This is a genomic window from Streptomyces sp. NRRL S-37 (genome assembly GCF_000721605.1).
GTDB lineage: Bacteria > Actinomycetota > Actinomycetes > Streptomycetales > Streptomycetaceae > Streptomyces.
Genome location: NZ_JOIZ01000003.1, coordinates 177,873 through 202,131, shown reverse-complemented (window position 1 = coordinate 202,131; position 24,259 = coordinate 177,873). Strand labels below are relative to the sequence as shown.

Below are 24,259 nucleotides of genomic sequence, written 5' to 3'. Positions count from 1 at the left end.
GCGAGAGTGGGAGCCGCTACGCGGCGAGGGCACCGGCGGCGTGCCGGTCGCGCAGTTCCTCGGCGTGGGTGACGACCTTGCGGATGCCTTCGGCCCAGGCGTCCATCAGTTCGGGGCGCTCGTCGGAGTACGTGGGCAGCCGCAGCACGCGGGCGATGTAGGCGTCGGCGCCCGGGAACTCGTCGCCCCGGTACACGCGGTAGGTGTTGTCCCCGGGGTGGTACGTGCCGGGGTGCCAGGACGGGCTCTGGAAGGCGGCCTCGCGGTGCAGCGGAGGCGAGGTGGGCCGGGTCAGCGGGACGCCCTCGGCCCTGACGGCGGCCGTGAAGACGTCGATGGGCAGGCCGCCGAGCTCCTCGGCGACGTAGAGGGGCTGGTAGCTGACGTAGTGGGCGACGCGGTCGACGTGCTGCCGGCGCACCGGCGGGGTGATGCCGGGGATGTCGTCCAGGAGGGCGCCGAGCCGGCCGTAGTTCCGCTCGCGTCCGGTCAGCACGGTGTCGAGCCGGGCGAGGGCGCCCCGGGCGAGGGCCGCGCCGACCGGGTGGATGCGGTAGTTGAGGCCGAAGCCGGTCCGGCCGTAGGCGCCGTACTCGTCGCTGGTGACGTCCTCCTCGCCGCGGTCGATGCAGTGACCGAGCATCACCGCGCGCTCGTAGATCCTGCGGTCGTCGGTGACGAGGACGCCGCCCTCGCCCGCCGTGACCTGCTTCTTGGCCTGGAGGCTGAAGGCGGCGACATCGCCGTGGCGGCCGACCGGCCGGCCCGAGCACTCCGCGCCGTGCGCCTGGGAGCAGTCCTCGACGACCGCGAGGCCGTGTGCGCGGGCGAAGGCGGTGATGCGCTCCATGTCGGCGGGGAAACCCATGAGGTGGGTGACCACGACGGCCTTCGTGCGCGGCGTGAGGTGGGCGGCGAGCCCGTCGGGGTCGAGGATTCCGGTGTCGGGATCCACGTCGGCGAGGACGGGGACGCCGTTGCAGGTGAAGACCGGCATGGCGGTGGCGAGGAAGGTGTAGGCCGGGGCGATGACCTCGTCACCGGGACGCAGGTCCAGGCCGAAGAAGGCCGAGTGCAGGGCGGACGTGCCCGAGTTGACGGCGAGGGCGTGGGCGGCGCCGAGGCGCTCCCGGTAGCCGTTCTCCAGGGCCTGGACCTCGCCTTCGCTGCCGTTGTAGGTGATCTCACCGCGTCGCAGCATCGCGGTGACCGCTCCGATGTCCTCCTCGGTGATGTCCGGCCACTTGGGCCGCTCGGCCGGGGTCAGCAGGGGCTCTCCGCCGAGGAGCGCGAGTCGCGTCATGCCCGTTCCTTACTGAGTAGTTCTCGGATGTCGTGCGGGGTCCGCAACCGCAGGCAGGGCACGGAGCGGGCCTGCATGCGGGCGAACAGGTCGGTGTTGGTGCGCCGGACCACGGGGAACTCCCGGTGGGCCCAGAGCACGAGCTGCAGGGCGCTGCCGGGGCGTTCGCGGTTGCCGTTCCACAGTTCCTCCCGCGTGCGCAGCCGTCGTACGGTGCGACGCAGCAGCCGGGCCGTGGTGGCGCCGCGGGGCGGGTCGACCCAGACGACGGTGTCGGCGAGTTCCTCGAGGACCGGGTGGGCCGCGGCGTACTGCCCGTCGGCGATCCAGCCGTCGGTGCGGTCCAGGGCGGCGACGTCGGCGAGGAACTCGTCCTCGGGACGCCGCTGCCAGCCCGGCGCCCAGAACATGGCGTCCAGTTCGTAGTGGGGCAGGCCCCGGGCCTCGGCGAGGGCGCGGGCGACGGTGCTCTTGCCCGCGCCCGAGGGGCCCACCACCCACACCCGGCTGCCGGTCGTGCTCACGTTCTGTGCCCTTCTTCCCTCGCCGGAGGTGGTACGGGGATGTCTCCGTCCAGGAGCCGGGTCAGTGCGGCGGTTCCGTCGTGCAGGGCGGAGAAGTCCTGCCGGAGTTCGACGCCGGGCACCTGTGCCGCCAGGCGGGCGAGGAGGTCCTGCCGGACCGCCGGCGCGACGGGGGCGAAGAACGGCAGCAGGAAGTCGGCGTGTTTGACCACGGTGGGCAGTTCGTTGGCGGTGAGCCGGGCCAGGGTCTCCTCCGGGCCGAGGGGCACGACACCGGGTTCGGGGTGGAACCGAGGGAAGACCAGGACCCCGACCCGCGCCTCGGCCAGCAGCGGAGGGCCGCCCACGAGGTCGCGCAGTTCCGCCGGGTGGAGCAGGCGGCCGGTGTCGCCGGGCAGTCCGGCGGCGGCGAAGGTGTCCCCGCGCACGGAGACCCGACGGGGCCAGCCCCGCCCGGTCCAGCCGCCGGCGTCCGCGCGGACGGAGACGTCGTCGTTGCCGACGAAGCGGAGCCCGTGACGCAGGGCGGACAGGACGGTGGAGGTCTTCCCCGCGCGTTTCGCCCCCAGTACGAGCGCGCCGTGCCCGTCGTCCCGGGCGACCAGCCCGGCGTGCGGGAAGACCTCCGGTTCCTCCGCGTGCATCAGCCGCAGCAGGATGCGGGTGAACCGGACCAGGTTGTGCCGCAGGAAGTGGCGTGGCATCGCCGGGTCGAACAGCACCTCGCGGGCCGTTCCGTCGTACCAGAGCCGGGTGGGGGGTTCGGTGGCGCTGGTGATGACCACCTCCTCCCCCGCCGGCCGCGTCCGGTCCGCGGTCCCGATCCGCCAGCGGGCGTCGTCGGGGCCGCCGGGCCCGGGAGCGACCCGGACGTAGGGGCCGAGCAGCTCCCGGGCGTACGCGGCCGTGTCGCGGCCCACGTCCAGCGCCACCGCGTGCTGCGGGGTGCGGCACACGTACCGCGTCATCGCGGTGTTCCCTGCGGCGCCGTGGCGATGACGTCGGAGAGGATGCCGCGGACCGCGCCGGCGCCCTCGGCCCGCCAGCCGAGGTACCACTCCAGGATGCCCGGGGCGCGCCGCGCGACCTGCCGGAGGTAGTCGGGCGACGGGACGAAGTTCAGCTCCAGCACCGGGATGAGGGAGCCGAGTTCGTCCGGTGTGAGCGGCTCGTGCGCCGTCGCGGCGGCGAGGACCGCCCGGGCCCGGTCCGGCAGGACCTGGAAGCCGCCGCGGGCCTTGCGGGGCAGGAACAGCAGCGCCCGTGCCACGTCGTAGACACGGGAGCGCAACTGCAGCGCGTCCCAGTCGAGGACGCAGGCCAGCTCCCCGCTGTCGGAGTACAGCAGGTTGGAGCCCGCGACCTCGCCGTGGGTGAGGACCTCGGGGAGGTCTCCGTACCCGGCGAGTTCGGTGCGGGCCCGGCTCAGCACCGCCGCGTAGGCGCGCCGGGCACGGGCGCGCACGGCGGCGCTCACGTACGGGGCGGCTGTCTCGTCGACCTCGTCCAGCGCCGCGTGCGGGGGCTGCGCGGTGGTGAGCCAGAACTCCAGGTTGCGGGTGGAGCTCTGGCCGTCCGCGGGCAGCCCGTCGACCGGGACGCGGTGCAGTGCCGCCAGGAAGGCACCGGCCTGTTCGATGTCGCCCGGCCGGCCCGAGTCGAAGGGCCGGCCCTCCCGCCAGGGCCGCAGTTGCCAGACGGACCCGTCGTGGACGGCCGAGCTGCTTCCCTCAGCCGTCGGCACGGGAACCGCGACCGGGATGCCGGCGGCGGTCAGCCGGGGCAGGGCGGCGTGCTCGAAGGCCGTCCACTGCGGGGAGACGTCCCGCCCGAGCCGCTTGAGCGCGTACTCCCCCCGCGAAGTGGTCACGCGCCAGACGGTGTTGACGCTCTCCCGGTTCAGTGCCCACGCCCGGTGGGTACCGAGGCCGTAGCTCCGGTCGAGGACGCGGGCCACGGCGGGGTCGCGCTCGGGCAGCCAGGAGGCGGGGTCAGGCATTCCCGTCGACCGCCTGCAGCGCGTGGTGCTCGCCGGCCTTGCGCACGAAGGCCTGGAAGTCGTGCAGTGCCTCGGACTCCTTGGCCCCCGTCTTCGGGCTCTTGAACAGGAAGGCGCAGACGGGGTCGATGACGCCGACCATGCCCTGGCGGGAGGCGCTGTACGCGGTGCGGACGGCGTTGGCCAGCACCGCGGCGGCATTGGGGCTGTCCTCGACCTCGAGGCGTACCTCCATGTGCACGGGGGCGCCGATGATGCTCTCGCCCTCGATGCGCAGGAAGCACACCTTGCGGTCGCCGAGGTGTTTGACGAAGCCGTTGGGGCCCGCGGCGACCTCGCGGGAGTCGATGCCGGCGTTGGCGAGGGCCTTGCGCTTGGAGACCTGCTTCGAGCGGGACCTGGCCGGGTCGGAGAGGTTCAGGAAGTCGGTGTTGCCGCCGACGTTGAGCTGGTAGTTGTCCTTGACCTCGACACCGCGGCTCTGGAAGAGCTCGATCAGGGCGGTGTGCAGGGTGGTGGCACCGAGGTGGCTGCGCAGGTCGTCACCGAGGAGGGGGGCGCCGTGCTCGGTGAACAGGGCCGCCAGCGCGGGGTCGTTGGCGACGGGCTCGGGGGTGGCGTTGACGAAGCCCGCGCCCGCCTCGGCGGCGGCCCTGGCGTACGTCTGGACGGCCTCGGTCGAGCCGGTGGGCAGCAGGCAGACCACGACGTCGGGGCGCGCGGCGGCCAGGGCGGCGGCCAGCGACTCCGGGGTCGCGACGGCGGTGGCGAGGTGGGCGTCGACGGCGTCGCCGAGCGTGCCGTCGAGGCCGTCGAGCAGCGGGCCGGCCTGGACGGTGACGTCCAGGTGCGGCACGTCCACGTGGCGGACGGCGGCGGTGCGTCCCGCGTACACGGCCTCCGAGAGGTCCCGGCCCACCTTCAGGGCGTCGACGTCGAAGGCCGCGACGAACTCCACGTCGCCGAGACGGTGGCCGCCGATGTACTCGTGCATCACGCCGTTGGAGGGGCCGGACCGCTCCCGGTCCAGGACCACGGACTGCACGAAACTGGAGGCGCAGGAGCCGACGCCGGCCAGCGCGACCCTGATCACGTTGTCACTCAATGTATTCCTCCGGACGTATACCTGACGATCGTCAGGGATTACTCGGCGCACTGAGGCATCTCACGCGGCGTCGAGGCATTTCACTCGGCCGAGGATCGGTGCGAACAGTGGATCCGGTCCAGCAATGTTCGCCCGGTTCAGGAAAACGTATATCAGCGGACTTCATTTATCCACCAGGAGCATCGAAAAACGCAAGGGATTCTCCCCGTCACATGTGACGGCGATATTCCAGAACGCGTTCCCTCGCGCATCGAACCGAATCCCGGTGTCTCACGCGCGCCCCCGAGAAGCGCAGAGAAAAGGAGCGGAAAATGGGCATGGCAAGCCACCCGTAAACCCCCGGGCGAAAAACAGGAGGATGTACGGCGGGTACGGGTCCACGAGATCATCGGCGCCGGGTGAGCGGCGCCGGACAGGAGAACGGGGCGGCGGCTTCTTTCCGGAGGGAGCGGCCCCGCCTCACGGTGTGCCGTCGTGCCGTGAAGGCCTCGCACGGCACGACGGCGTCACGTCACGGTGAGCCCGGCATCGACCATGAGGTTCTCACCGGTGATGAAACCGGCCTCCGAGGAGAGCAGGAAGGCGACGGCGGAGGCGATCTCCTCCGGGTCTGCGGTGCGGTGCAGCATGTGCCGGCCGCCGATGTCCGGGCGGGCATCCGCCTCCTCGCGCGACACTCCGTACTTCTCCTTGTAGCGGCGCGCGAGGTTGTCGCTCCAGACCGTTCCCGGGCTCACCGCGTTCACCCGGATTCCCGCTCCGGCCAGATCGGTGGCCATGCACCGGGTCATGCCGATGATGGCGGCCTTGGTGGCGCTGTAGGTGACGGACCGGGGCTGCGCGATGTGCGCGGAGATCGAGGAGACGTTGACGACGCTGCCGCCGCCGGCGGCCTCCATCAGGGGCGCGCTGTGTTTGACCATCAGGGCGTGGCCCATGATGTTGACGTCCGTGACGCGCCGCCACTCCTCCACGGTGGCCTCGATCCCGCGCGTGATGAATGCGGCGGCGCAGTTCACGAGGAGTTCGACACCGCCGAACGCGGTCCGTGCCGCCTCCACCGCGGCCACCACGTCGCTCTCGTCGGAGATGTCGCCGTGCACGAAGCCGACGTGCTCACCGCCCGGGCGCTGTGTCAGTTCCGCGACCGCGGACTTCCCGGACTCTTCGTTCGTGTCCATGATCATGACGTGGGCGCCCTCCTCGACGAGGCGCTCGGCGACCGCCCTGCCGATCCCCTGGGCGCCGCCGGTCACCAGGGCGGGCCGTCCTCGTAGTCCCTTCACGTGCTGGTCCCTCCGGTTCCGTGCTCAGCTGCCGACGACATCGGGCTCGGCGGGGGCGCCGTCGGTGAGCACGGCGCGCAGCCGGGGTGCCAGGTCGGCGGGCACCAGCCGGTCCGTGGCGGCGTCCAGCTCGTCCAGCGTCCACCACCGGTGACCGGAGACCGTGTCGATCTCCCCCTGGCTGAAACCGCTGGTGTCGACGGAGAAGTGGGAGACGCGGCAGAGGTAGAACCGCTCGCGGCAGTCGTAGGTGTTGCCGCCCCAGGAGGCGACGGCCTCCCGGTACCAGATCTGGGGGCCGATCTCGAACTCCGTGCGTCCGGTCTCCTCCTCGACCTCCCGGCGCAGGGCTTCCTCGGGCGACTCCCCCTCCTTGATGCCACCGCCCACCGGGTACCAGAAGGTCTCGCCGTTGGCGTCGTCCACGCTGGAGAACAACAGGAGTCTGTCGTCCTCGTCCAGCAGCAGGGCCCGGGCGCTGTAACGGATCTTCGGGGTGGTCGTCATGAGGGGTCTCCTGTCTTCTCGGCACCGGCGCGCGGGGTGAGCCAGGCCGCCAGAACGTCGCTCTCGTAGGTGGCCGGTGTCCATGTGGCGTGCCGGGCGGGCACGGCGGCGGCCAGTTCGCCGAGCCGGCCCTTGACGTCACCGGCCGGTTCGGGGCTCGCGTCCGCGGACAGCCACCGGCCGCGGTACGCCGTGTCGGGCACGAGGATGTGCTCGGCCAGGGCGGTCACGGCCTCCCCTTCGGCGACCGGGCCGGACAGGGGCCGGGGGGCGCCGGTGTTCTCGAGCAGCACCAGTGTGCCGATCCGCGTGGAGGCCAGGAACTCGACACCGGCCAGCCGCCGCATCTCCTCGTTGCTGAGCGAGATCTTGCCCTTGGGGTCCGGTCTGCGGACGGCCGCCTCACCGTGTCTGATCAGCCTGTCCTTCTCGCCGGGCTCGATACCGAGACCGGCCGCCGCTTCCCGGGTGAGGCGGGTGGACAGCGGCAGACCGACCACGGCCCATTCCGGGCCGTCGGCCAGCAGCAGGCACCGGTCGGTGGCGACGCAGTGGCCGCCCGCGCGGGCGAGCTGGACGGAGGCCGAGGTCTTGCCGGCGCCGGAGGGGCCGGCGAGGACCACCCCGGTGCCGTCGGGCAGGACGGCCGCCGCGCCGTGCAGCATGAGCGCGCCGCGGTCGACGAAGTGCTCGCGCACCAGTTCCCGCATGGTGCGGGTGACGACGAGTCCCAGCTCGTGCTCGTGCGCGGCGACGATCTCCCAGGTGAGGAAGTCGGTGGTGATCAGGGCGTGCGGGAACTCGTGCCCCTCCTGCGAGACGAGGACGAACGCTCCGTCCTCGTTCCGGTGGCAGCCGTACCACCAGCCGGCGTAGGACTCACGACGCTCGGTCGCCGGTCCCGCGGTCAGCTCCGCGAGCCGGGACGGGGAGCTGACGGCTTCGATGTCGATCCGCGTGGCGGCCCGGTCCGGCTCCTCACGGGCGAGACGGTGCTGGCTGCTGACGTAGTCGAGGACCTCGGGGTCCTCGGCCCGGACCCGTAACTCCAGGTCGTGCCAGGTCGTCCGGGTCTCGCGTGGTAACCCCAAGGTGAAACGCCTCCATGACGCGGAAGAAGTGATCGTGCGGCACCGGCTACGGGTGCTCTATCTCCCTCGCGTACCGGAGCCGGAGGCGGTCACGGTCGGTCCTCCTGTGGCGGACATCTCCGCAGGAGCCGCTTCTGCGCAGGAGCGCGTTCTCTTCAGCATTCCGCTTCTTTCTGTCGCGACGGACAGCGATCACCTCGGCGGATATCCACTGCGACACTCCCCTTCATGTCACGGCAGACCCTCACCGCATGGCCGGATCTCCTCCGGAAAGGCAGAGGAGAGACCGGGCGACAATTATCGGTTTTCACTGACTGGGCAGAGGGCGAACCGGCCGGTAAGTTACTGGCCCGTTGACTTCTGAGTCTCGCTTGCTGACCACATGAGGTTTACGAACTGCAAGCGATCATCTCAAACATCATTGAAACTTTCAACGCTCCTTTTCCCTTTCGGCGAGGGCGAGCGGGACAGTTCCTTGACATGAAGGACCACGGACACACCGATTCGGCCTCCTCACCCCTTCCGGTGATGTGGCGTGAAATCGGCGCGGACTTGTTCGGTATGGGCGGATTCAACCTTTCCGACCCCGGCCGGACGGTGCCGGACCGTACCGGATCCCGCCTGCCATGGCGCGGTTCTCGCCATGGGCCGGCGGATCGGCCGCGAGGCGCTGCCGGACGTGAACTAGTGATGTCACTAGTCGGCCGTCGGAGAACGACCGTCACACCCGCCTTCGCGAGGCGGCCGCGGTACCGGATATGACGAAGGCCACTTCCTGTGCGCCGCCCGGCGGATCCGAGCCGCGTCCACGCGCACGCTCATCGGCCCGTCTCCGCCATCGGGGGCGGCAGTACGTCCAGATCGAACGTCCGGGGCCCGCACGGGCGCCCGGAGCGTCAGGGCCGGCAGCCCACGCCCGGCCCCTTCCCGGGCCGGAGCCGGAGCGCCGTGGGAAACCGGACGCCGTCCGGACGATCCGCGTGCCGCCCACCGATGACTTCCGGCGGGTGGCACGGTCATACCCGGTACACGCACCAGGATCCGGAGGACACCATGCCGCGGAAGATCACCGCCAGCCTGTTCATCTCGCTCGACGGCGTCGTCGAGGCGCCCGACCAGTGGCACTTCCCCTATTTCAACGACGAGATGGGGGCCGCCGTCGGCGCGGGCATGAACACCACGGAGGTCCTGCTCTTCGGCCGCAGGACCTATGACAGCTTCGCCGGCGCCTGGCCCGAGCGGGAGGCGGCGGGCGGCGAGGACGCGGGCTTCGCCAAGCAGCTCGGCGACATGCGGAAGATCGTGTTCTCCCGCAGCCGGCTCGACCTGCGGTGGCGGAACTCCGAGCAGGCGCAGGGGGACGTCGCCGAGGTCGCCGCCGCGCTGAAGAGCGAGCCGGGCGGTGACATCTCGCTGAGCGGCTCGGTCTCCGTCGTCCGGCAGTTGCTGGCCGCGGGCCTCCTCGACGAACTGCACCTCCTCGTCCACCCCATCGCCGTACGCAAGGGCATGCGCCTCTTCGACGAGGGCGAGCCGTCGATCCCGCTGAAGCTGCTCAAGTCCCAGACGTTCACGACGGGTGTGCTGAACCTCGTGTACGGGCCCGACACCGCGCCGCCGACGGGCGGTTACGAGGAGGCCGTCGCCACGCTCGGGGAGTGAGGGCCCCTCGTACCTCACCCTGGCCGTGGTGACCTGCTCCCCGAACCGCACGACGCCCGGACTGGCCTGCCCGTGCGCGTAGAGCACACCGCGGTTCCCGGCCGCATCCCGCTCCGGGGTGCGGCCCGCTCGGTTCACGGCCCGGCCCGCGACGCCTCGCGCATGCCCGCCCCGGAGCCGGCGGTTCACTGGATCAGGTCGGTGTGCGGGTGCTCGGGGGGAGGCCGGGCAGACTTGAAGTGCTCTCCCTCGTGAACGAGGGAGATTCCTGCCTACCTTGCGGTGGCGGGCTTGACGCCACAGGGACGCCTGACCACTGCCCTCCCGACAGCCGGGGTTTTTGCACACGAACGTGGCCTGGTCCTCCCGGCTGCCCGGTGTGGTGAAACCACAGGCCGAGCAGCGCAGGGAGGTGTCGGGGGCGGGGACTTTGTGCAGGGTGCCGCCGTGGCGGGCGGTCTTGTACGTCAGCATCGTCACGGTGCGGCCCCATGCCTCCTGGCTGATGGAGCGGTTCGGGCCGGACTTCTGCGCGACGTTCCTGCCGGGTTCCTCGATGGTGCCTCTGGCGGACTTGACCATGTTCTTGATGGTGAGCTGTTCGACCACGACGGTGCCGTACCGCTTGGCGATGTCGGCAGTGGTCTTGTGCTGCCGGTCAACGGCGCGGCGCGTGGCTGTTGCGCGGAACTGCTTGATCCGGTCGTAGGTGTGCCGCAGGCGGCGGGAGGTCTTCTCCCCGCGCCCCCGGTGCTGCTTGCGCTGGGCGGCGCGTTGTTCCAGGCCGAGCAGTCTGGCCTTCTCCCGCGGGTTCAGCCACTTGTCCCGGTCGGCCGTCCCGTCGAAAAGGCGGGGCGGGCGTCCGTGATCTTGGTGGTCGCCGTCGGAGAGGGCGAGGGGCAGGTTCACCCCGGCGTCAATGCCGACCTCGGGTCCCTGGTGAGGCTCGGCCCGGGCGCTTCCACGAGGTACGCGGGACGGCGGCGGGGCCGGACGGCCGGCCCACAGCCGGTCACGTCCGTTGCGGCTCCCGCGACCTGGTGGTGAGCAGGGTGCGGAGCATGGCGAGGAGGACCAGGGTCCAGGCGGTGAGGGCGACCCAGAGCCAGGCCCGGCCGATCCATTCCACGATGGGGAGGTCGTCGGCGCGGCCGAGGTACATGCCGGCGACGGCGTACATGCCGAGGGGGAAGACGATGCTCCACCAGGTGGGCTCGTAGGCGAGGGGCACCCGGTGGACGCGGTGGCGCCAGACGCCGACGGCGATCAGGACGGGGACGAGCCAGGTCGCGAAGCACCAGAAGACGACCGACATGCCGGCCACCAGTCCGCGCACCGCGTCGACCATGGGGGCGCTCTCCATCTCCACGATGCGCGCTCCCGCGACCACGGTGATGGCGACCGCGCCCATGGAGACCCAGTAGGGCGGGTCGAGTTCGCGCGGTTCGAGGGGGTAGAGCATCAGGCGGAGCGAGACGAAGATCGCGGAGGCGGCGTAGAGGACACAGCCGACCGACCAGGAGAAGACCGCGACGACGGCCAGGCCATGGCGTGCGGCCTCGTAGTGGGGCTCCAGGGTAGCGGCGGCCACGGCGACCGACTGGCTGGCGACCACCCAGACGAACCAGGTCCCGTTGGCGGCCGCCACGACCGGGCGTTCGCTGCGGCCCAGGACCGCCGCCCAGGGGATGGTGTAGCCGAGGACCACCCAGGTGAGCGCGGCGATCACGAGGAGGACGGTGGCGGGGAGGAAGTGGCCCTGGCCGGCCAGGCCGACGGCGAGGACGTCGGTGCCCGCCACGAAGGTGAAGAAGAGGAACGCCTTGCGGGTGTCGTGGGCGTCCGCGGCGAGTTCACGGCGGTGCGCGACGAAGCGCCAGACGGTGAGGACGACCAGCAGGGCGTACGCGACGGCGGTGAGGACGAGGAGGGACCGGGCCGTCAGGGTCCAGCCGCGCAGTTGACAGCCGACGGAGATGATGCCCGTGGCCATGACGAGGGCGAAGTACCCGGGGGACAGACGCGCCGGTGTCAGGCCGGCCAGCCGGGGTGACGGGGGCAGTGACGTGGAAAGCACTCCGGCACCGTATGTGATCAGGGCCCCGGCCGCCTCGGGACGTTCGGCCCTCTCCATGACGACGGGCGTGCGGCGTGACCCCGGACGGAGCCCCGGGGCACGGGCGTACGACGCCGGTCCGGCGGTTCTCCTCGACGGTTCCCGCCGGGCACCGCACCCGCGACGGCGATCGGCTTCGGGCGGCGCCCGTGACGAAGACGCACGTCGCCCGGCACGGACGGAGCCCGTGCCGGGCGACGGTGCCCGAGCGCTTCACGGCACGGGCCGCGAGGACGGATCCATGGATCTACGGTCTACTTGTTGATCCAGATGCCGAAGTCCCGCGTGGCCGTGTAGAAGTCCTGGAAGCCCAGGCGCGACCCCGCGCTACGGGTCAGCGTGCCCTTGGCTATCGCGCCGCCGGAGGCCGAGGCGGTGTAGACCGGGCCGCCGCTGTCACCGCTGCGGGCCACCGTCTGGCCGTTCATCTGCTCCGCCTCCACCAGGTCCTCGGAGTCGTTGTAGAAGAAGAGGACCTTGATGTTGCAGACCGGGCCGCCCGTGGCCCGGGCGCTGGTGATTCCGGACTGGCACAGGTACTCGCCCGGGAAGACGTGGTCCCAGCCGTCGACCCGTACGCCCGCGTCGCTGTCGGGTCCCCCGGTGTACATGAAGTTGTCGGAGTTCGTGGGGATGAGCATCACGTCGTGGGGGTCGCTGGACTTGGTGGAGGTACCGATGTAGGCGCCCTGCGGGTTGGTGAACCGGTTGCCGCTCCGGCCGCAGTGCTCGGCGGTGAGCAGGTAGGTCGCGCTCGCGTCACGCACACCGAACCCGGCCGTGCACGCACCGCCGTCGAAGTTGATCTGTGCCCCGCCCGACCACGGCGCGCCGTCGTTCACACGGGAGCGTTCCCGCAGGGGCTCCTCGCTGACCGCCTTCACGGGCACGCCGGCGATCCGGTCGACCGTGCGCCGGGCCTGCGCGGCGGAGGCGGTGCGCGCCGTGCTGGTGGTGTCCCGGGCCAGTACCAGTCCGCTGCCGTCCGTGGGGATCTTGACGCTGTGGCCGAGTGAGGGGTCCTTCTCCAGTCGGGCCTGTAAGACCTCGGAGGCGTCCTCGAGTTCGGCCAGCGAGTGCTCCGCGGCGACGATGCGCACGGGGGCGGTCCCGCGGGCCCGCTCCGCGGCCTGCCGCACGGGCTCGGGCAGATCGCCCTTCCACCACAGGGTGACGTGCTCCTCCTGGAGGCCGATGCCCGTGTAGCCCTCGTAGTCGCCCTGCTCCTGGGCCTTGGCCAGGATGCTCGCGGCGGCGACGAGGGGGCGCTGCTCGTTCATCTTCCGCAGGTCGTCGGCGCCGACGACCTGTGAGATCGGGACGGCCTTCTCGCCGTTGCCGTCGTGCTGCTGCCCGGCGCTGGCGCCCGAGGCGAGGGCGCCGACGAGCGCCATCGCGGCGGTCAGGGCCGAACCCGCGGCCCACAGGCCGGTTCTGCTGTCACGCATGAGGATGCCTCTCTTCTTGCCGTGGCGGTCTGTGATCCAGACGTCACGGGCATCCTCATGGCCCCCGATCTACGTTCGATCCACAGCTGATCCACACCGCCCAGGCTCCGACGGATCGGAAGGCGCGCGAACTTCACATCTATTGCTTCGAGTTGGGATCTCGGCGGAGGAGAGACCGGGCGCCCCCAGCGCTCCGAGAGAAGTACGCGGTCCGCGACACGCCGGCCGCCGCACCCCGGCACGCCCTGGCCGAGGGCATCCTGCCGCATCTGACCACACGGTCCTGGAACCGCGCACCGCGGGAGGGCGAGTCCTACGCGTACGCCACGATCGGCTTCGAGCTGTGACGAGGACGCGCGTGGCCCCCGCCGGATGTGCCACCCTCCGAGCGTCCACACGAGCGATGACACGTCGGCAGCGTAAACACATAGAGGCGACGCCCCGGGCGGCAGCGGTCTGCCCTGTCCGGCCGTGGAGCCGGCGACCATCAGGGGGTTTGTCCACCCACGCGGGTACGGGCTCCCGCCGGGAGCGGAATTCCTCGCATACGCCAAGCGAACGAAAGGGCAACGCTCTGCCCCGGAGAATGCCCCATCCTCCCTTCCAACGGGACCGGGGGGCCGGTCAGTCTGAGGGATGCACACACAGCAGCAGCGACGGGAGCGGTGGCAGGACCGGGACACGCGGCGGAGACGATCGGGCTTGTCGTCGCGGTCGGTGGATGACCCCACCGGCCTGCTGGCGCTCCAGCGCACCGCCGGGAACCGGGTCGTGACCGCAGCGGTCCAGCGGGTGCGGCAGGAGGAGACCGAGGCGTCCCCTCCTCCCGACGAGGCGTCCCTGGAGACGTCCACCGACCCGGACGCGGTGATCGTGCGGCTGGCCCGGTCGATCGAGGAGCACGCGCGTCAGAAGAAGCGGAAGTTCAACATCTGGGAGCCGCACAAGAAGTGGCCGGAGGACTGGCTGCTTCCCGATGCCAAGGTGCGGTGGGTCCTGGAACGGCGGCTGGTCCTCGGCGAGGTCTTCCAGGAAAAAGAGCTCAAGGACATCGAGTTGCTGTCGGAGAAGCGGACGGCGTGGCTGAACCGTGTGGGCATCGGCACCCTGGCGGAAGGCCTCGGGATCGCCGAGGGCCGGAGGTCCGCCGCGGCGAAGGCAAGCACATCCGAGGACAAGGGCAAGGGCAGGGCCACGGAGGAGAAGCCCGACTACTCGGACTGGCTGAAGCTCACTCCGGGCCGGCGCATCCTCGCCGCGACGCTCGCCTTCCGGACCCAGCGACCCGCCCCCGGCGCCCCCGTCCCGGTCAACCCCGCCTACACCCTGGGCCGTTTCATGCGGACCCAAGGGCTTGCCGAGGACAGTGAGGAGCGCCGGGAGCTGGAGGCGGAGCGGGACACGCAGATCCGGGAGACGGCCCTCGACACCCTGGTCCCGGAGAGCGTGCCGGAGGACCGGAAGCACCCCGGGGCGAACGAACTCGAGCCGGAGCACGAGTCGCAGGACGCCTTCGCCCGGAAGATCCTCACCAACGTCCTGCTGATCCTGCGGCACGGCCTGCAGTACACCAAGGACAAGAAACACGTCGACTACCGGGAAGGTGACGTCATCCGGGCCCTCGCGCACGGCGGACGCGTAAACATCCGCATCCCCGCCCTCCAGGACGGCGACAACCCCCATCAGCTGCTCGAATTCCTCGGCGTCACCGAGGACGGCAAGCAGGACGAACACGTCAGGGAACGCGGCTTCGCCACGCACCGTTCCTCCATCGGCCCGAACAAGGGCGGGACGTCCGGCCGTTTCGTGGAAAAGGGCGGCATCGGGGCGTCACTGACGAATGTGGCGTCGAAGGCCGTCCCGGGCGTGACCACCCCGAAGCTGCTGGGGATCGACCAGGCGATCGGCGGCATCGGCACCAAGGACTGGAACGGTGACGTCATCCTCCCCAACGGCTCCTACGGCCACATGCTCCTGGTGTTCACCGCACCGACCACGTCCACGGACGGCTCCCTGCTCGTCGGCATCGAGACGATCGCGCCGGGCGCCTCCAGCCCGGTGGGCTACCACCACGGCGTCAAGTCCACGGAGACGATCGCCAACCCCGAGTCCGCGTTGCACGGCCACAAGCCGGACAAGATCGGCGACGGCAAGATGAAGAACAACCAGCGGTTGGTGGAACTGGCGAAGATGGGCGGCGACGGCAAGAGCTGGCACGCCTTCCTCGACGAGATCAAGAGCGACTGGGCGGACCGGGTCCGGGCGGCCAAGACCCCGGAGGAGAAGCGGGAACTCCACAAGACACTGGTCGGCCGGCGGGAGTAGGAGGGAGCCGTCGAAGAACCCTCTCCGACCGGACCTCCGGACCGAAGCCGACGCAGGTGGCTCCACGAACGCCTCGTCCGGCATCCGGCGCCCTTTCCCTCCGTACCGCAGACGGCCCCTCACACCGTCCCGCGCTCACCTCCGGACTGACGGCCCGTCCACTCTTCGCGTCCGTACGCCGACTCGGCGTACGGAGTGCCGTGCTCGTCCCCACCCCGTCGGACCGGCCCGGAGGAACGCTTCGGCGACGAGGCGAAGGCGGCGGCCCGGCCCGTTCGCGGTCCGCGGCCTGCCAGCGCAGGAACGCGTCCTGCACGGCGTCCTCGGCGTCGGCGGCCGAGCCGAGCAGACGGTACGCCGGCGAGGCCGGCCGGCCGCGAAGAGCGCCAAGCAGGCGAAGGCGACTCCGGCCAAGCGTGCGGGCGGCGAGAAGCCCGCCCCGAAGAAGCCCACGGCGAAGAGCGCCGTCCCGCAGCCGAAGCCCGCACCTGTGCGCGACCCCGGTGACCGTCTCATCAACCGCGCGGCCCTCGGCTACGGCTCCACGGACGAGACCAAGCGCCCCCGAACGCGCTGAGGGCGTGCCGTCCGCCACTCCGGCGGACGGCACGCCCTCAAGTCGCTCAGCGCTCCGACGCGAACCGTACGAACCGCCCCCGGCCTTCGCGGCCGACGGCGAGGGGCGAGCGGGTCACGTCCTTGGAGTCCCGTACGTGGACGGCCTGTTCGGCGATCGCGACCTCCACACAGCTGTCACCCCGGAGAGGCAACGTGGAGAACGTTCACAGACGGATTCCAGGCAGAGGGCGGGTGCCACACGTACTCCCGGGTCACTCCGGAATCCGGGCTACGCGCCGGGGCGGACGCCGGCTGCGAGGTCGTGCAGGTGCGCGGTGGTGCCGTTGCGTCGTGCGCGGCGCAGTCCCTGTTTGGCCAGCAGGCCGTTGGCCACGGTCATGACCGTCCTGCTGGGCGGCGCCGTCATGCCGACCGATGTGTGGGGGGCGTACAACGCCTCTCCGTCGTCGACGGTCAGCCAGCCGGTGGCGGTGCGCATGCTCACACCGACGCACTGCGGTCGGAACGCGTGGGCGAGGAATCCCGCTCGGCGTCCGCCCGGTGGCAGGAGTTCGGGCGGTGCGCCGAGGCGCAGCCCGGTCCCGTCGTGTCCGGTGACCGTCACCGGGAGGATGACGGGACTGCCGTCGGCCCCCTCGTACGCCAGCAGGCGATGCGGGAGGGCGGCGATCCGCCGGGCGAGCTTGGAGACGGGTATCCGGGGTGTCGTGCCGTTCTTCGGGGGGCGCTGTTCGGCGGGATGCTGTGGCCAGGACGGGCCGGTCACGGTTGCCGGTCCGTGTGCGGAGAGGTGGGGCCAGGTGCTGATGCGTTCCAGGCCTACGTCGACGAAGACGCGCTCCTGGTGGTATTCGCGCAGCAGCCAGTCCCACACTCTTCCGTGCTTGGTCTTCCCGAAGAACGGCTCCGTGGCGTCCATCAGCTCCGCCAGCCGCTGTGCCGAGGGCTGAAGGTCCACCGATGCCCTGCCCTGGGCGAGGACATAGTGGCTGTGGGCGGCGAATCCGTGCGTGCGCGTGTGATAGGCGAGGGCGACGCGGGGGTTGTTGAAGATGCGTTCCAGTTTCTTCGGGAAGCCCAGCGAGGTGGTGAAGCTGACCTGGTTGGCCGCCCGGTTCGCGAGCCCTACCGGTGAGACGCTGGTGACCACCGCGCCTCCGGCGGGGGTGAGGTAGGCGACCGCGACGGTCAGGTCGCCCGTGATCGCCTCGTACGCCGTGTCCGGCCAGCGGAGGTGTGTGTCCGTCACGAGCCGATACCTCGCAGCACCCGCAGGTCGGCGGCGGCCTGGTCGCGCAGGGCGGGCAGCAGCGACTTCATCGGCGGCGGCATGTTCACGAATATCGATTCCACCTCGGCCGGTGTGCCCACCTCGTCGAGGAGGCCGATCATCAGATGCCCGGCCACCGGGGGCGTGGTGGCGATGACCCGTTGGGCGAACTCCGCCCACTGCGCGGGCGTGACGTGCGCCCGCAGGGCGGGGAACAGCACCGGTTCCTCGTGGTCCAGGTGGTCGCGCACGCTGTCGCGCACGGCGACGGCCGCCTCGCGCAGTGCGTGCCGGTCGTCTTCGTTCGGATCCTCGCCGTCCTGGTCCTTCGCGCCGGTGAGGCCGATGTCGGCGAGGCGGTCGAGCGCGACGTCCAGACGTTCGTGTTCTTCGCTCAGGTCGTCGAGTGCGCGCTTCGCATCGGGCGCCGCGGTCAGGATGAGCGGCCACAGCCACTCGTCCTCGGTCTCGTGGTGGTGACGCAGGTTCACCACGAGGAAGTCCCGTAACTGCGCGAGCGCTTCGCCAGGCACGGAGGGGTGGCCGGCGGCGTCCACGAGCAGCCCGGTGGCCAGTCTGTGTGTCTCATGGGTGAGCCGCGTTTCCACGACGGCTTGTGAGTCACGCCCGGCGTTCATGTCCATGGGGTGCGAAACCTTCGGGTTGAGGGGTGCATGGTGCAGGGTCTTCCCGTCCGGAAGGGAAGTCCCATTTTGAAGTTACAGCATCTGCAATGAATACGCTTGCCCTTACCTCGGGGTAAGGTGGAGACATGTCCGCACCGACCCGGAGTTATCGATCGCCACGGCGCGAGCGGGGCGCGGCTCAGACCCGGCAGGACATCCTGGCGGCCGCGCGTGAGCTCTTCATCGCGCAGGGCTACGCACAGGTGACGATGGGGCACATCGCTCGCGCGGCCGGCGTCGCGACCAAGACGCTGTACGCGAGCGTGGGGACCAAGACGGAGCTCCTGCACGCCCTCCTGGCCACGGACGTGGCGGACTCGCGGACCACCGGGATCCATGAGGAGGTGTTCCGGAGCGAGGACCTCGCCTCGGCGGTCGCACGCCTGGCGCACGGTGTCCGCGACAACACCGAACGCTTCGCTCCGTCCATCGACCTGCTCTACTCCTCCATGGCGAGCGACGCCAAAGCGCGGGAGGTGTGGGACTACGTCGTCACGCAGTACCGCCAGGCGCTTCGCGAAGCCGCGGAGCACCTGGTCTCCATCGGCGCAGTGGCTCCGCATCTCGACGTGAACGGTGCGGCGGACCGTCTGTGGCTGTGCTTCGGGCTGTCGGCATGGCGCTCGCTCGTCGTCGACTGCGGCTGGAGCTACGACGCCGCGGAGCGCCTGCTCTCCCGCCAGGCCCTGAACATGCTCGAAGACCCTGACCCGGCATAGGCGAGGCGGGCGTTTCCTTCTCGCGCCGCCACCACGCGGCGTGGACGGCAGGCCGGCCGGCCGGGGAGTCTGTCGAACAAGCGGCCCCGTCCCCTCTTCGGTCCAGCACCCCGGGCGCCTCCGCACTCAGGGCCTGAGGAGTTGATCGAACTCCATCATCTGCGTGCCGTGGCGCGTTCTCGTGTTCTCCAGGACGGCCGCCTTCAGGACGTCGGTGCGCACGTCGGCGGCGTCGCGGGGAGAGGTGACCTCGGGCGTGTGCTCGTAGTTCCAGACGACGGCGTCGAGGAGGACCGGTGCCGTGAACCGCCATCCCCGCAGCAGGATCACCTGGGAGATCGCCGGATAGGGCGTGTGGACCGGATCGCCCAGCCAGCTGAGGAGCGCGGGCCGCGGGACACTGAAGTCCACACCGGCCCTGCCCAACGCCCGCAGGACGGCGGGAGCGAGAGGCGGTCCGTTGCGGTCCGGGTCCAGTCCGACGAGCTCGTCCCACAGCCGCACCGCGTCCATGACGGTCGCCCGCGCGTCACGTGCCCTCCCCTCCTGGTCGAACGCCTCGGCGGCGGCGAAGAGTTCCCGCGCGAGTTCAACCGACGCCGCCTGCGGGCCGTCGCTCTCGTCCCGCCGGGGGACGTGCGCCGACCCCGCCGCCGCAGGCAGGGTCACCCCGACCAGGGCGGCCAGCAAAGCGCGTCGGCGGGTCGTCCTCACCCGCTGCCTGCTCGACGACGTGTCGGTGGCGTCCGCAGCAAGGTGCCCGAGCGGCACCTCGGGCGACGACGGCGTCCCGGTGGGACCGGGGCGGGGAGCAGTGGTGCGGGCCGCCGTCCGGGCGCCCACCCCGGACGGCGCACCGACGGACGCACCGCCGCCCACCGGAACCGGATCGGCCCAGCGGTGGGCCACCGCGGGAGGCGAGGCCGCAGCCCGCGACCGGAGAGGACCCGGCCCGGCGGTGCGCAGGGCGGCGCCGGCCTCTCCTGGCGGGGGCGGATCCCCCCTCAGGACGGTCCGGTACACGGTTCGGAGCTCCTCACCGGGGTCGGCGCCCAATTCTTCGGCCAGCCGTCGTCGGACGACGCCGTAGCGGTCCAGAGCCTCCGCACCCCGCCCGGCCGCGTGCAGCGCCTGGATCAGTACGCATTCCAGGGGCTCGGCCAGCGGATACTCGGCGGTGAGATCGGGCACCGCGGAGATCACCGCGGTGGGACGGCCGAGCCGGAGCTCCGCCTGCGCCCACCACACCACCGCGTCCAACCGCCGCCGATGGCAGCTTGCCCGGATCTGCGCGGCCCATTCGCCCGAGAGACCGGCCAGGGGTTCTCCACGCCACAGGCCCAGAGCCTCGGCGAGCGCCGCGGCCCGGGCCTCGTCATCACGCTGCCGGTCGGCGCCCTGCTCGACCAGTCGACGAAACCGGTGAAGATCCACCAGTTCGGGGTCGACATCCAGCACGTAGCCGGCGTGCCGGCGTTCTATCCGCGCAGTCGTCCCGCCCCCGGGGGCGGCCGCCTGTCTCAGCAGCCCTCGGATCCTGCTCAGGTGCGCGTACAGCACAGGCCGGGCGCTGGCGGGCGGGTCGTGGTCCCAGACCCGGTCGACGAGTGCCTCCAACGCGATCGGTTTTCGGGCGCCGACGACCAGCGCGGCCAGCACCACCTGCTGCTGCGGTGTCCCCACGTCGAGCGGCCGGCCCGCTGACCGCACCTCGATCTCCCCCAGCAGCCGGAAGTCCACACGTCCCCCCATGTGATCAACAGCGCATGCAAGGCGTTCCCACTTCCCATGCTGGCTGGCCCGCAAGGTGACTGCAAGGTCGGTGCAGAGGCCGCGACGCCAGGGTGGGGACGTCCGGGCCGACCGGCTCGGCCCGAGCGCCACGGAGACGCTTTGCCGCCGGACCGCTGCGGTCGGATCCGAACGGCGTCCGACGGGAAAAGACCGCGGCGATACCAGGGGATGAGGCCGCTCGCGCTCCGTCCCGCTCCGTCCCGCTCCGCCGCTCCGGCGACGACGAACGCCGGGCATTCGAAACTCATGGAGGAGAACACCATGTGGAGACCCCTCGCCCTACGGCCCCACCGTCCCGGCAGGACCACCGCATCGGCCGCACCGTCGATGTCGGCCGGGCGCAGACGCTCTCGACTCACTCCGGCGGCCATGGCAGCGGCCTTGGCGTTCGCCGTCTTCGCGGCGCTCGCGCCTACGCCCGCTCACGCGGCGGAACCCACCCGCTACGAGCTCGTGAACTCCCGGACCGGGCTGCGCGCTGACGTCATGTGGGCGTCGGCCGATCCGTACACCGGCGTCTTCCTGTGGCCGGACAACGCCAGCGCCTCCCAGGAGTACGAGCTGCTCGACAGCGGAAACGGCTACTTCCGGATCAAGGCCCGGCACTCCGGCCAATGCCTCATGCTCGACTGGCGTTCGGGGTACTACGAGAACGGCACTCGCGTCATCCAGTACCCCTACTGCGACGCTGGTTACGCGCCGGCCGAATGGACCACCGCCTGGGCGCGGCCGAGCTGCACGGGACAGTGCTTCCCCACGACCATGCTCCTGAAGAACCGGGCCACTGGCAGGTGCCTGGACGCGGCGGCCCCGTCCGGCACGCCCGGCCAGCAGGCCCCCTTGCAGCAGTGGGACTGCATCTCCAGGGACGACGAGTGGAACACGGGGAACCAGAGCTGGAACCTCCGACAGCTCAACAACTTCCCCCACATCCCCTGAGCGGCGCGCGGCGCCGGCCCCGTCGCGCGCTTCGCCGCCCTGAAGCGAAACGGCCCTCCACGGCCCTTGCGACGGCCGTGGAGGCCCCCAGGCCGTAAAGACCGAGGCCGCGACCGCGCCCCCGCTGCCGGCGGAAGCCGGCGTCCGACCGGCAGGTGGTGCGCGAGACCCCCGCGCCGAGTCGTGCGCTCCGTGATCGCGGACCGGTCGGCCCGCCAGTCCGGCCCCACGGCCACGATCGCACCCGGAGCGGCCCGCAGGCTCTCCCCGACCAGGGGCCAGACGGTTCAGTCCCGTGATCGCTCCCAGCACCTTCGCGGAGTCGGCAGAGCGGTCGCCGGGGACTTCGTGATGGTTGCCCCGGCGTCGATCACCGGCAACTCCGCCAGGAAGCAATAGCCGACACAACCTCCACCAGCCGACGGCAGGCCGGAACCGGTCGAGCGCTACCGCCAGGTGGCCGCAGAGTTCCGCACGTCGGACCTGCCGCCCCTGGAGACGGCGTACTGGCTCGTCAAGCCCCGCTCACTGGTGCGGGGCACCTGGGGGGAGGCGAAGGAGGCGGCGGCCTGGCTCGGTGAGCGCCCGGCCGAGTACGCGCCCCGGTTCGCGGCGGAGGACGACCGGGACACCGCGCGCCTGGCCCGGCTGGTGGACGCCGCCGCCGAGCGCCTGGGCTCGGGCGCCGACGTGTCGTACGGCTGCTACCTCGAACGCCCCTCGTACCTCTCCCTGGCCGTGGTCACCTGCTCCCCCAACCGCGCGCTCCCCGAACTGCCCTGCCCCTGCGCGTAGAGCAGGCCCGGCACTCGCCCCCGCCCCGACCGCGCGCCTCGGCGTCAACCTCAGAAGGTTCCGTCAAACGGGTGATCACACCTCAAAAGCCAACGAATGTTCTTGCTTCACGCATAGTTTCACCTCATGCCCAACGTCAGTCACGACACCCTGCACGGCTTCCTGCCGGGACGTCCGAAAGCGCTGAACCGTGCGCTGGACCTCCTGGACCTCGGAATCCCGCCCGGTGTCACCACCGAAACCCTTCCGACGGACGCGTCCGGCGCCCCGAAGATGTTCGCCCGGCAGATGGACTCCGTGCTGCGGGTGGTCCGTCCCGACGGGCGTGATCCGTTCATCCTGCTGGTCGAGGCGCAGACCGGCATCGAGCCGAAGAAGGAGACCTCCTGGCCGTACTACGTCGCGTACTTGCGTGACCGGTACAAACTCGAGGTCGTCCTGCTGGTCCTGTGCGTGGACACGGCGACGGCGGCGTGGGCGGCCAGACCCCTGCACACCGGTCTGGGGCGGCCCACCCAGGTGACGGCGCCTCACGTGCTGGGCCCGGCCAACGTTCCGCGTGTGAGCCGGATCCAGGACGCCTCGGCCGACCTGGACTTCGCCGCGTTCTGCCTGTGGATCCACAGCAACGACCCGGACATCGAGGGCATACTGACGGTCATGGGCGAGGCCTTGGCCCAGGACGCGGACCGCGAAGCGCGGGACGACCTGGCGGGACTGATCGAGGACGGCTTGGGCAGCGAACACGCCCGGAAAATCTGGAGGAACCTGATGGAAACCCTCTTCACCCCCAGGCGAGGCACCATCGTGGGCGACGCCCGCCTCGCCGGACAGGAAGAAGGACGCGAAGAAGGACGCGTGGCCGGAAAGGCCGAGCAGTTGCTGCGCCTGATGGAGCGCCGCGGCTTCTCGCTGACGGAAGAGACCCGACAGCACGTCACCACCTGCACGGACATGCCGCTCCTGGATCTCTGGTTCGACCGCGCCATCGACGCCACCACCCTCGACGAGGTCTTCGCCGCCCCCTCCTCCACGAACCGCGTCCCCGCCCCCGCCCAGAACCCGGAGCACACCGCAGTCCCCGGCCAAGGGATGACGGACCCCAGGCCCTCGGCCGACTGACACCAAGGGCGCACACCCGGCCGCACCCCACCCCGGGGTGCGGCCCGCTCGGTCCACGGCCCGATCCCAACGCCTCGTGAATGCCCGTTCCGGAAGCGCGCCGACTCCTCTCCGCCTCCGTACGGTCACCCCGCATACGGGGCGCGGCGCTCGCCCCCGCCCGCGTCCGGCCGCCACCCTGGCGCCATGAACCACGCAACACCTCACGTCGGCGCGCCCGTTCACACCTTCACGCAGCTGCTGTCGTCCACCCGGCGCGGCGCCCGTCTCGCCCGGCTCCTCGCGGTGACCGAACTGCGCTCCCGGGGCGCCTCCCACGACCTCACGGAACGCGCCGAACTCGTCGTCGCGGAGCTCGCCGCCAACGCCGTCCTGCACGGCCGCTGCTTCTGGCTCACCCTCGTCCTCGACCCGTCCGCCCGCCGCCTCCGCGTCGAGGTCAGCGACGCCCGCGGCGACCTCCGCCCGCACCCCCGCCCCACGACCACCGCACCCGACCCCCTCCCCACCGGCGGACGCGGCCTGACCCTCGTCACCACCCTCGCCGACCACTGGGACTGCGTCCCCTACCCGCCCAGCGGCAAGACCGTCCGGGCCGAGCTGTTCGACACCGGCCGAGGCGTGACGGCGCCGGTCGAGGAAAGCCCCGTGCAGCCTCCTCCGGACTCAAGGCATACGCCGGCAGTGCACCAGTCACCCGGACGAGCGGCAAAAGCCGCACGGTGATGGCCCGCAGGATCAGGACCCAGCGGCCGGCCGCCGTCGGCTGCGTCCGGGCCTTCGCCTCCCTGACCGTCTCCCCGGGCGGCGGGCTTCCTCGCTTTCACGAGCATCGCCCGCACCTTCATCCGCTACCGCGGGGCGGCAGAACTTGGGACGAGTGAGCGCCCACGGGTGTCAGCCGGCCGCCCCACAGGTCCAGGACCGGGAAGCAGTCCCCGCCCAGCGTGACCGCCGGCGCCTACTTCTCGGTGCGGCCGGCGTCCTCG

21 protein-coding genes and 3 pseudogenes are annotated in these 24,259 nt (G+C 71.3%); 8 read left to right on the top strand and 16 right to left on the bottom strand.

Annotated elements, in window-relative coordinates; translation table 11 throughout:
- Positions 1 to 16 precede the first annotated feature (16 nt).
- From IH50_RS0105055 to IH50_RS0105020, 8 genes are all read right to left on the bottom strand, one after another.
- Positions 17 to 1,303: a DegT/DnrJ/EryC1/StrS family aminotransferase gene (locus IH50_RS0105055; protein ID WP_037872019.1), complete on the bottom strand. Its 1,287-nt coding sequence runs from the start codon at positions 1,301 to 1,303 to the stop codon at positions 17 to 19.
- Positions 1,300 to 1,827, bottom strand: a complete 528-nt coding sequence (locus IH50_RS37465; RefSeq protein WP_037872017.1) for a hypothetical protein — start codon at positions 1,825 to 1,827, stop codon at positions 1,300 to 1,302. The genes IH50_RS0105055 and IH50_RS37465 overlap by 4 nt, the downstream gene beginning before the upstream one ends.
- Positions 1,824 to 2,795, bottom strand: a complete 972-nt coding sequence (locus tag IH50_RS0105045; RefSeq protein ID WP_030857661.1) for a hypothetical protein — start codon at positions 2,793 to 2,795, stop codon at positions 1,824 to 1,826. Before IH50_RS0105045 ends, IH50_RS37465 begins: the two co-directional genes overlap by 4 nt.
- Positions 2,792 to 3,826, bottom strand: coding sequence for a phosphotransferase (locus IH50_RS0105040; protein WP_030857659.1), 1,035 nt, complete (start codon positions 3,824 to 3,826; stop codon positions 2,792 to 2,794). The genes IH50_RS0105045 and IH50_RS0105040 overlap by 4 nt, the downstream gene beginning before the upstream one ends.
- Positions 3,819 to 4,931, bottom strand: coding sequence for an inositol-3-phosphate synthase (locus IH50_RS0105035; protein WP_051767175.1), 1,113 nt, complete (start codon positions 4,929 to 4,931; stop codon positions 3,819 to 3,821). Before IH50_RS0105035 ends, IH50_RS0105040 begins: the two co-directional genes overlap by 8 nt.
- A 506-nt stretch (positions 4,932 to 5,437) precedes the next feature.
- Entirely contained in the window at positions 5,438 to 6,217 is a 780-nt protein-coding gene (locus IH50_RS0105030) for an SDR family NAD(P)-dependent oxidoreductase (protein WP_030857656.1), read from the bottom strand.
- Between the two features lie 24 nt (positions 6,218 to 6,241).
- On the bottom strand, positions 6,242 to 6,724 hold the full coding sequence (locus tag IH50_RS0105025; RefSeq protein ID WP_030857654.1) for an NUDIX hydrolase: 483 nt from the start codon (positions 6,722 to 6,724) through the stop codon (positions 6,242 to 6,244).
- Positions 6,721 to 7,815 carry a hypothetical protein gene (locus IH50_RS0105020; RefSeq protein WP_030857651.1) on the bottom strand — a complete coding sequence of 365 codons (1,095 nt, stop codon included), beginning with the start codon at positions 7,813 to 7,815 and terminating at the stop codon, positions 6,721 to 6,723. Before IH50_RS0105020 ends, IH50_RS0105025 begins: the two co-directional genes overlap by 4 nt.
- Before the next feature lie 1,053 nt (positions 7,816 to 8,868).
- On the opposite strand from IH50_RS0105020, the gene IH50_RS0105015 reads away from it, so the two are divergent.
- Complete coding sequence (locus tag IH50_RS0105015) at positions 8,869 to 9,477, top strand: dihydrofolate reductase family protein (RefSeq protein ID WP_030857646.1); 609 nt, start codon at positions 8,869 to 8,871, stop codon at positions 9,475 to 9,477.
- Positions 9,478 to 9,867: 390 nt separating this feature from the next.
- Here IH50_RS0105015 and IH50_RS43495 read toward each other — a convergent pair.
- From IH50_RS43495 to IH50_RS0105000, 3 genes and pseudogenes are all read right to left on the bottom strand, one after another.
- Positions 9,868 to 9,951: pseudogene (locus tag IH50_RS43495) on the bottom strand (zinc ribbon domain-containing protein); the annotation flags it as partial.
- A 538-nt stretch (positions 9,952 to 10,489) separates the two neighbouring features.
- A complete protein-coding gene (locus IH50_RS0105005) occupies positions 10,490 to 11,554 on the bottom strand; it encodes a tellurite resistance/C4-dicarboxylate transporter family protein (RefSeq protein WP_199822045.1) in 1,065 nt (354 codons plus the stop codon).
- Positions 11,555 to 11,847: 293 nt separating this feature from the next.
- Positions 11,848 to 13,041 carry a trypsin-like serine protease gene (locus tag IH50_RS0105000; RefSeq protein WP_030857640.1) on the bottom strand — a complete coding sequence of 398 codons (1,194 nt, stop codon included), beginning with the start codon at positions 13,039 to 13,041 and terminating at the stop codon, positions 11,848 to 11,850.
- A gap of 152 nt (positions 13,042 to 13,193) precedes the next feature.
- Between IH50_RS0105000 and IH50_RS39370 the strand changes: the two genes are divergently transcribed.
- Both IH50_RS39370 and IH50_RS42410 read left to right on the top strand, forming a co-directional pair.
- Positions 13,194 to 13,388, top strand: a complete 195-nt coding sequence (locus IH50_RS39370) for a hypothetical protein (RefSeq protein WP_078913852.1) — start codon at positions 13,194 to 13,196, stop codon at positions 13,386 to 13,388.
- A 370-nt stretch (positions 13,389 to 13,758) separates the two neighbouring features.
- Complete coding sequence (locus tag IH50_RS42410) at positions 13,759 to 15,366, top strand: PE-PGRS family protein (RefSeq protein ID WP_234328086.1); 1,608 nt, start codon at positions 13,759 to 13,761, stop codon at positions 15,364 to 15,366.
- Between the two features lie 259 nt (positions 15,367 to 15,625).
- Here the strand turns inward: IH50_RS42410 and IH50_RS39365 are convergent.
- From IH50_RS39365 to IH50_RS0104975, 4 genes and pseudogenes are all read right to left on the bottom strand, one after another.
- Positions 15,626 to 15,760 (bottom strand): annotated as a pseudogene (locus IH50_RS39365) (sigma factor); the annotation flags it as partial.
- A gap of 229 nt (positions 15,761 to 15,989) precedes the next feature.
- Positions 15,990 to 16,136, bottom strand: coding sequence for a DUF397 domain-containing protein (locus IH50_RS37455; protein ID WP_037872016.1), 147 nt, complete (start codon positions 16,134 to 16,136; stop codon positions 15,990 to 15,992).
- A 77-nt stretch (positions 16,137 to 16,213) separates the two neighbouring features.
- Complete coding sequence (locus IH50_RS0104980; protein ID WP_051767173.1) at positions 16,214 to 17,194, bottom strand: hypothetical protein; 981 nt, start codon at positions 17,192 to 17,194, stop codon at positions 16,214 to 16,216.
- The gene (locus tag IH50_RS0104975) at positions 17,191 to 17,859 is read right to left on the bottom strand and encodes a hemerythrin domain-containing protein (RefSeq protein ID WP_030857634.1); all 669 of its coding nucleotides are present in this window, start codon (positions 17,857 to 17,859) and stop codon (positions 17,191 to 17,193) included. Before IH50_RS0104975 ends, IH50_RS0104980 begins: the two co-directional genes overlap by 4 nt.
- 128 nt (positions 17,860 to 17,987) lie before the next feature.
- On the opposite strand from IH50_RS0104975, the gene IH50_RS38655 reads away from it, so the two are divergent.
- Positions 17,988 to 18,620, top strand: coding sequence for a TetR/AcrR family transcriptional regulator (locus IH50_RS38655; protein ID WP_030857632.1), 633 nt, complete (start codon positions 17,988 to 17,990; stop codon positions 18,618 to 18,620).
- Between the two features lie 126 nt (positions 18,621 to 18,746).
- On the opposite strand, the gene IH50_RS0104965 is transcribed toward IH50_RS38655, so the two are convergent.
- Positions 18,747 to 20,372, bottom strand: a complete 1,626-nt coding sequence (locus IH50_RS0104965; RefSeq protein ID WP_030857631.1) for a BTAD domain-containing putative transcriptional regulator — start codon at positions 20,370 to 20,372, stop codon at positions 18,747 to 18,749.
- Between the two features lie 411 nt (positions 20,373 to 20,783).
- Here IH50_RS0104965 and IH50_RS41545 point away from each other — a divergent pair, with 411 nt between their 5' ends.
- The 4 genes and pseudogenes from IH50_RS41545 to IH50_RS0104945 all read left to right on the top strand — a co-directional run bounded on the left by IH50_RS41545 (position 20,784) and on the right by IH50_RS0104945 (position 23,996).
- Complete coding sequence (locus tag IH50_RS41545) at positions 20,784 to 21,353, top strand: RICIN domain-containing protein (protein ID WP_030857629.1); 570 nt, start codon at positions 20,784 to 20,786, stop codon at positions 21,351 to 21,353.
- A gap of 408 nt (positions 21,354 to 21,761) precedes the next feature.
- Positions 21,762 to 22,148, top strand: a pseudogene (locus IH50_RS37445) (hypothetical protein); the annotation flags it as partial.
- Positions 22,149 to 22,274: 126 nt separating this feature from the next.
- Entirely contained in the window at positions 22,275 to 23,270 is a 996-nt protein-coding gene (locus tag IH50_RS0104950; RefSeq protein WP_051767172.1) for a hypothetical protein, read from the top strand.
- Positions 23,271 to 23,456: 186 nt separating this feature from the next.
- The gene (locus IH50_RS0104945; protein ID WP_420709009.1) at positions 23,457 to 23,996 is read left to right on the top strand and encodes an ATP-binding protein; all 540 of its coding nucleotides are present in this window, start codon (positions 23,457 to 23,459) and stop codon (positions 23,994 to 23,996) included.
- Positions 23,997 to 24,259: the final 263 nt, after the last annotated feature.